This window comes from Rhizobacter sp. (assembly GCF_031412495.1).
Taxonomy (GTDB): domain Bacteria; phylum Pseudomonadota; class Gammaproteobacteria; order Burkholderiales; family Burkholderiaceae_C; genus Schlegelella_A.
This window is the reverse complement of sequence record NZ_JANODC010000333.1, coordinates 1-5967: the sequence shown is the minus strand read 5'-3', so window position 1 is coordinate 5967 and position 5967 is coordinate 1. Positions and strand designations below refer to the sequence as shown.

The following is a 5967-nucleotide window of genomic DNA, read 5'->3' as shown; positions in this document are numbered from 1 at the left end:
GCAGACCGCCGAGCAGCGAGCCGAGGATGCCGACGACGGCGCGCTTCCCCGACGGCTCGAGCGGCTCGACCGCCGGGCTGAGCAGCCGGGTGTTCGACTGGTTGTTCTGGCCTTCCATGTTGGTCGTGCTCAGGCGCTGCGCGGCGCCGTCGTAGGCGCGCTGCGCCGTCTCGACGTCGCGCATGTACACCGCGATCTGGTCGCGGTCGGCGCGCAGCGCGAGCAGCTGCTTCTTCTGCATGTCGACGAGGTTCTGCAGGCCGGCCACCTTCTGGCTGCTGCTGCGGTTGGTGGTCGAGGTGCCGCCGGCCACACGCCGGGTTTCAGACGCGAGCTGCTGGCGAAGCTCGCCGATCTGCGCTTCCAGCTGCAGGCGGCTCGGGTGGTTGCGGCCGACGATGCTGCTGATCTCGGTGAGCTTGGTCTGCGCCGACGCGAGCTGCGACTTCAGGCTCTGGATCGCACCGCTCTGCAGCACGTCGGGAGAGGTCTCGGCGCCGGTATTCCGTTGCTTGGTTTCCGTTTCCACCTGCTCGGCCTGCGCCATGGCGAGCTGCGCCATGAGGGCGTTGTAGCGCGCGTTCTCCTGGTCGAGGCGCTCGTCGCTGACGACGATGCCCTTGGTCTGCTGGTACTGGGACAGCTTCGTCTGCGCCTGCTCCAGCGTCGTCCGCAGCGATTTCGTCTGGTCTTCGAGGAACGACGCGTTCTGCCGGGCGGGCGCGACGCGAAGGTCGACCGACACGTCCATGTAGGCCTGCGCGAAGGCGTTCGCCGATGCCTGCGCGAAGATCGGATCCGGCGACGAGAAGGTCAGGTTGATGAGGTTGCTGCCGCGCGCCGGCTCGACCGTCAGCCCTTTCTGCAGCACGCCGGCGTAGTAGCGCTCGAGCGGGATCTTGGCCTTGGTTTCCTCGCGCCATTGCGCGACGGCCACCGCCGACCGTTCGACGCCGAGCAGCTTGACGGCGCGCGAGGCGACGCGCTCGCTCTTCAGGATCTCGATCTGCGTCGCCATGTAGCTCGGCGCCGCAAGCGCCGGTGCCAAGGCGCCGAGCGCCGGGTCGATGCGCAGGTCGACGATGAGCGAGGTCTCGGCGGTGTAGTGCCGCGGCATCAGGAAAGTGAAGGCGATGCCCCCGGCGGCGACGACGATGAACAAGCCGAGCACGAGCCACTTGCGGGCCCAGACGATTCGAAGATATTGACCAAGGCCCACGGGTGCACCCTCTTAGAACAGCGATTCGCGAACGTAGATGATGTCGTCGCGCTCGACGCGGTCGTTCATCTGCAGCTCCAGGATCTTGACGGAGCCGTCTTCGCCCTTGCGGTGCACGCGAAGGCCGCGCTGCGTGCCCCGGGCGGTCAGGCCGCCGGCCCCTGCGAGCGCCTGCTGAACCGTCATGCCGCGCTCGACGCGGTGCTGCCCCGGCCGCTGCACTTCACCGTAGATGTAGAGCGTCGGCGCCCGATCGACGTAGATGATGTCGCCGTTGGCGACCGGGACGTCGAGGTCGGACCGGCCCGACTGCAGGATGAGCGGCAGGTCGATGTCGATCTTGATCGGCTGGCCGTCGCGGTGGCCGACCAGGGTCACGATGTCCGCGCCCCCGGGAACGACGCCGCCGGCAGCGGCGATCATCTCCGAGACCCGGCTCCCGACCAGCTCGATCGGGAACCGGCCCGGCTTGTTGACCTGGCCCAGGATCGAGATCTGGCTGCTGCGGATCTGAACCGTCTGGATCGTCACCTGCGGCCGGTTGACGAAACCTCCCTCGCGCAGGCGCTGCTGGATGCGCTGCTCGGCGGCAGCGACGGTGAGGCCGCCCACCGCCACGTTGCCGATCAGGGGGAAATTGATCTGCCCGGTCTCGGAGACCCGGGCCTCGACCGAGAGGTCGGGGTTCTGGTAGACCGTGATCTTGATGACGTCGCCGACACCGAGCACCGGCTCTGTCTTGGCCGGCTGGGCAAAGGCTGCGGGCGCCGTCAGGAAGAAGAAAAGGACGAACTGAAGAAGGTAACGGATGCGAGTCATCGGTCTGTCTCTGGATTCAGGAGGAAGCGCGGTTCGGGCCCGTCACTTCATGCCCTTGAGACCCTTGTCGAGCGTCGAGTCGCTGGGCATCGAGGCGGGGCCGGCGTCGCGCGGCGCGATCTCGATCTGCGGCGCGGCATCGACCGCCGAAGCCGAAAGCGCCGGCGCTATGGATGTCAAGGGCGGCGCGTCCATGCTGGGTGCGGGCTTCGGGGGTGGCTTGTTCTTGTCGAAGTCGCCCACGTAGTCGATCTTGGCAGCGGATCTCAGGGCATAGAGGTCGTCGGCGATCAGTTTGCGCTTGCGCTCGTTCAAAAGGAACTGCTCGATCGCGGGGATCGCTGCCTGCAGGCTGACCGGCTGGCTGCGCGAGCTCACGAGGTGGATCACGCGTGCGCCGGTGGGCGTCACCGCGAACACGGCCTGCCCGTCCTTGAGCTGGGCGAACTGGTCGACGCTGGTGAGCGGCAGCTGCTCGGCGCCGCGCACGGCCTCGGCGCCGCGGAACTTGATGTTGTTCGTCTTCAGGTACTCGACGAAGGCATTGAAGGACTTCGCGCCGGTGAGGACCTTCTTGAGCTCCTCGACCTTCTCCGGCGGCGCCTCGATGGCCACTTCCTGCAGGCTGTAGACCCGGCGTTGGCTGAAGAGCGCCGGATGCTTCTCATAGTAGGCACTTACCTCGACGGAAGTGGGCTTGGGCGCGCCATCCCCGATCTTCTCGACGTAGGCGCGCGAGATGATCTCGCGGCGCGAAGCTTCCAGCTGCTGCATTACCCGGGGGTCACGGTCGAGCTTCTGGTCTGCTGCTTTCTGCAGTGCGAGTTCCTGGTCGATCAGCCGTTCGAGCACCTGGCTGCTCGCCGATGCTGCCTGCTCCGGCGGCAGGCCGCGCTGCTGGCCCATCACGAGGTTGATCTGGTGGACGGTAATTTCTTCCTTGTTGACCTTCGCGGCCGTCTGCGACGCCGGCTTGTCCTTGTTGCCGCCACCGCAGCCGGCCAGGAGCCCGAGGACAAGCCCGGCGGCGACGATAGACATCGCGGTGGAACGGCTTGCAGGAGTCGTCGATCGGATGGTCTGGACGGTCATGGCTGGTGCTGCGGGGTAGTGGCCGTGGTGGTCGCTCCGTCGGGGACGGGAACGGCCCGGGCGAGTGTAGGGCGCGCAGCAAGTCCCTGCGGCTGGGGCCCGTGTCATAGTGCCCAGCCTGCGGGAATTCGCCGAGCAACGGACATGCCCAACCCCCTTGAACGCGGGGGTGTCTTCAGCCCACGCGAACGACCTTCAGCATGTTCGTTCCGCCCGGGTAGCCCATCGGCTCGCCGCAGGTGATCGCATACGTCTCGCCGGGCTTCAACACGCCGGCGCCGACCAGAAGCTGCTCGGCATGCTTGAGCGCCTCGTCTCGATCGGCGAAGTTCGGCATCAGCAGGGGCGTGACGTTGCGGTACATCGCCATCCGGCGCTGGCTGCGGATCTGCGAGGTCAGGCCGAAGATCGGCACATGGATCCGCTGCCGGCTCATCCAGAGCGCGGTCGAGCCCGATTCAGTCAGGGCCAGGATGGCCTTGCAGCCGAGGTGATAGGCGGTGAAGAGCGCGGCCATGGCGATCGACTGGTCGATCCGGCCGAAGGTCTTGTTGGTGAAACCGGCGTCGAGCGAGATCTCCTCGGCCCGCTCGGCCTCGACGCAGATCGAGGCCATCATCTCGACCGTCTCGACCGGGTAGCGGCCGGCCGCCGTCTCGGCCGAGAGCATCACCGCGTCGGTGCCGTCGAGGACGGCGTTGGCGACGTCGCTGACCTCGGCCCGCGTCGGCACCGGGTTGACGATCATCGACTCCATCATCTGCGTCGCGGTGATCGTGATCCGGTCCATCTCGCGGGCCATCTTGATCATCCGCTTCTGCAGCGCCGGCACGCCGGCGTTGCCGACCTCGATCGCCAGGTCGCCGCGCGCCACCATGATCCCGTCGGAGGCCCGCAGAATCGACTCGAGCGCCGGGATCGCCTCGCTGCGCTCGATCTTGGCGATGAGCTGCGGCTTGTGCCGCCAGGCCTCGCCGGCGACGTTGGCCAGCTGGCGGGCCATCTCCATGTCGGTCGCGCTTTTCGGGAAGCTGACCGCCAGGTATTCGCACTGGAACGACATCGCCGTCTTGATGTCCTCCATGTCCTTGGCGGTGAGCGCCGGCGCAGTGAGCCCGCCGCCGGCCTTGTTGATGCCCTTGTTGTTCGACAGCACGCCGCCCACCATCACCGTGGTGTGCACTTCCTCGCCGCGGACGGCGTCGACCACCAGGCGGAGCAGGCCGTCGTTCAGGAGCAGCGTGTCGCCGGGGCGGACGTCGCGCGGCAGCTCCTTGTAGTCGAGGCCGACGCGCTCGCTCGTGCCGGGCGCGTCGAGGCCGGCGTCGAGGACCAGCCGGGCCCCGGCCTCGAGCATGGTCTTGCCGCCTTCGATCTTGCCGACGCGGATCTTCGGGCCCTGCAGGTCGGCCATGATCGCGACCTCCTTGCCGACCTTCTTCGCGATCTCGCGCACCAGCGTGGCACGGTCGATGTGGTCCTGCGCCGTGCCGTGCGAGAAGTTCAGGCGCACGACGTCGACCCCGGCGCGGACGATGCGCTCCAGCACCTCCGGCGAGCTCGATGCCGGGCCGAGCGTGGCGACGATCTTGGTGGCCCGCGGGCTGCCTGAGACGATCATGCGGCTTGCCTGGCGCGACGCTCCAGGATCTCGATCGCGGGCAGGGTCTTGCCTTCGAGCATCTCGAGGAAGGCGCCGCCTCCGGTCGAGATGTAGTCGATGTCCTTCTCGATGTCGTAGGCGGCGATGGCGGCGAGCGTGTCGCCGCCGCCGGCCAGGCTGAAGGCCTTCGATGCGGCGATGGCGCGGGCCAGGGTCTCGGTGCCGTGAGAGAACGGTGCGAACTCGAACACGCCGACCGGTCCGTTCCAGACGATGGTGCCGGCCGACGCGACGATGCCGGCGAGCGTGTCGGCCGTGCGCGGCCCGATGTCGAGGATCAGGTCGTCGGCGGCGACGGCCTCGACCGCCTTGACGGTCGCGACGGCGTCGGCCTTGAACTCGCGCGCGGTGACGACGTCGACCGGGATCGGCACCTCGGCGCCGCGCGCCTGCATGGTCCGGATCACGTCGGCCGCCTCGGCCACGAGGCCCGGCTCGGCCAGGCTCTTGCCGATGCCGAACCCCGCGGCGAGCAGGAAGGTGTTGGCGATGCCGCCGCCGACGACGAGCCGGTCGACCTTGCCGGCCAGGCTCTTCAGGATGGCGAGCTTCGTCGACACCTTGCTGCCGGCCACGATGGCGACGAGCGGCCGCTTCGGGCTGGCCAGGGCCCGGGTGATGGCGTCGACCTCGGCGGCGAGCAGCGGCCCAGCGCACGCCACCGGCGCGAATTCGGCGATGCCATGCGTCGAGGCCTCGGCCCGGTGCGCGGTGCCGAAGGCATCGTTGACGAAGATGTCGCACAGGCCCGCCATCTTCTTGGCCAGCGCCGGATCGTTCTTCTTCTCGCCCGGGTTCAGCCGGCAGTTCTCGAGCACGACCAGGTCGCCGGGCACGACAGCGACACCGTCGACCCAGCCGGCGCGAACCGGCACCTGGCGGCGGAGCAGCTGGCCCAGGCGCTCGGCGACGGGCGCGAGCGTGTCCTCGGGCTTCGGCACGCCTTCGGTCGGGCGGCCGAGATGCGAGGTGACCATGACCGCGGCGCCGGCCCCGAGTGCCATCTCGATGCATGGCAGCGAGGCGCGGATGCGGGTGTCCTCGGTGATGCGGCCGGTGTCGTCCTGCGGCACGTTGAGGTCGGCCCGGATAAAGACGCGCTTCCCGTTCACCTGGCCGGCGGCGACGAGCTCACTGAAGCGAAGAAGGTTCATTCGAAGGCGATGGACTGCGG

Annotated in this window: 5 protein-coding genes; all 5 read right to left on the bottom strand. The window is 68.4% G+C overall.

Annotation, left to right across the window (positions count from 1 at the left end):
- A partial coding sequence (locus AC30N0_RS12325) for a Wzz/FepE/Etk N-terminal domain-containing protein (protein WP_489518203.1) occupies positions 1–1219 on the bottom strand: 1219 nt, incomplete at its 3' end.
- Positions 1220–1231: 12 nt separating this feature from the next.
- Entirely contained in the window at positions 1232–2038 is an 807-nt protein-coding gene (gene epsE, locus AC30N0_RS12320) for a polysaccharide export protein EpsE (protein WP_489518202.1), read from the bottom strand.
- A 42-nt stretch (positions 2039–2080) separates the two neighbouring features.
- Positions 2081–3130: an EpsD family peptidyl-prolyl cis-trans isomerase gene (locus AC30N0_RS12315; protein ID WP_489518201.1), complete on the bottom strand. Its 1050-nt coding sequence runs from the start codon at positions 3128–3130 to the stop codon at positions 2081–2083.
- A 175-nt stretch (positions 3131–3305) separates the two neighbouring features.
- Complete coding sequence (pyk, locus tag AC30N0_RS12310; RefSeq protein WP_489518200.1) at positions 3306–4751, bottom strand: pyruvate kinase; 1446 nt, start codon at positions 4749–4751, stop codon at positions 3306–3308.
- Complete coding sequence (locus tag AC30N0_RS12305) at positions 4748–5947, bottom strand: phosphoglycerate kinase (protein ID WP_489518199.1); 1200 nt, start codon at positions 5945–5947, stop codon at positions 4748–4750. The genes pyk and AC30N0_RS12305 overlap by 4 nt, the downstream gene beginning before the upstream one ends.
- Positions 5948–5967 lie beyond the last annotated feature (20 nt).

Bases quoted from the DNA above. Each gene is read 5' to 3' on its own strand.
- epsE (WP_489518202.1), bottom strand. From the start codon at position 2,038: ATGACTCGCATCCGTTACCTTCTTCAGTTCGTCCTTTTCTTCTTCCTG.
- pyk (WP_489518200.1), bottom strand. From the start codon at position 4,751: ATGATCGTCTCAGGCAGCCCGCGGGCCACCAAGATCGTCGCCACGCTC.
- AC30N0_RS12305 (WP_489518199.1), bottom strand. From the start codon at position 5,947: ATGAACCTTCTTCGCTTCAGTGAGCTCGTCGCCGCCGGCCAGGTGAAC.
- AC30N0_RS12315 (WP_489518201.1), bottom strand. From the start codon at position 3,130: ATGACCGTCCAGACCATCCGATCGACGACTCCTGCAAGCCGTTCCACC.